Source organism: Mucilaginibacter angelicae, assembly GCF_042434235.1.
Lineage (GTDB): Bacteria > Bacteroidota > Bacteroidia > Sphingobacteriales > Sphingobacteriaceae > Mucilaginibacter > Mucilaginibacter angelicae.
In genome coordinates this window covers 1-627 of record NZ_JBHLTS010000030.1, presented here as the reverse complement: position 1 = coordinate 627, position 627 = coordinate 1, and the positions used below count along the sequence as shown (strand labels likewise).

The window sequence follows — 627 nt, the reverse complement described above, 5'->3', positions numbered from 1 at the left end:
TGATTTCTCATTTGCATATCTGCATATCTTCACATTTGCGAATCTGCATTGTGGAGAATAACGGATTCGAACCGTTGACCCCCTGCGTGCAAGGCAGGTGCTCTAGCCAGCTGAGCTAATCCCCCGTTAGATGGGCTCGTTCATTTGTTCATTTGTTCATTCGTTTATTGGTGCTTTACCAATCCACTAATGAACCATTGAACCAATGAACCCTATGTAGTCCCGAGCAGATTTGAACTGCTGACCCCTACATTATCAGTGTAGTGCTCTAACCAAGCTGAGCTACAGGACTATTTTAGTTTGCAGTGTTCAGTTTGCAGTGTGCAGTGTTTATTCTGCCCTCAGTCAGCTCTTGTTGCCAACTGCTAACTGCTTACTGCCCACTAAAGACTGCCTACTGTGTCCTGGCCTCAACGGCTGGCCCACATCGATGGCTTCATCTTCTGGGTGTTTCTTCTTGTCTTTTTTTGTTTTAAGAAATATCATGTAGGTAACAGTCCCAAGCTACTAAGGGAAACTGCTCCAGAAAGGAGGTATTCCAGCCACACCTTCCGGTACGGCTACCTTGTTACGACTTAGCCCCAGTTACCGACTTTACCCTAGGACGCTCCTTGCGGTTACGCACTT

The 627-nt window shown here is 46.6% G+C and carries 2 tRNA genes and 1 rRNA gene; all 3 read right to left on the bottom strand.

Annotation, left to right across the window (positions count from 1 at the left end):
- Window positions 1-51: 51 nt before the first annotated feature.
- Window positions 52-125: transfer RNA gene (locus tag ACFFGT_RS19135), tRNA-Ala, on the bottom strand.
- 92 nt (window positions 126-217) lie between these two features.
- Window positions 218-292, bottom strand: a tRNA-Ile gene (locus ACFFGT_RS19130).
- Window positions 293-526: 234 nt separating this feature from the next.
- Window positions 527-627 (bottom strand): 16S ribosomal RNA (locus ACFFGT_RS19125); the annotation flags it as partial.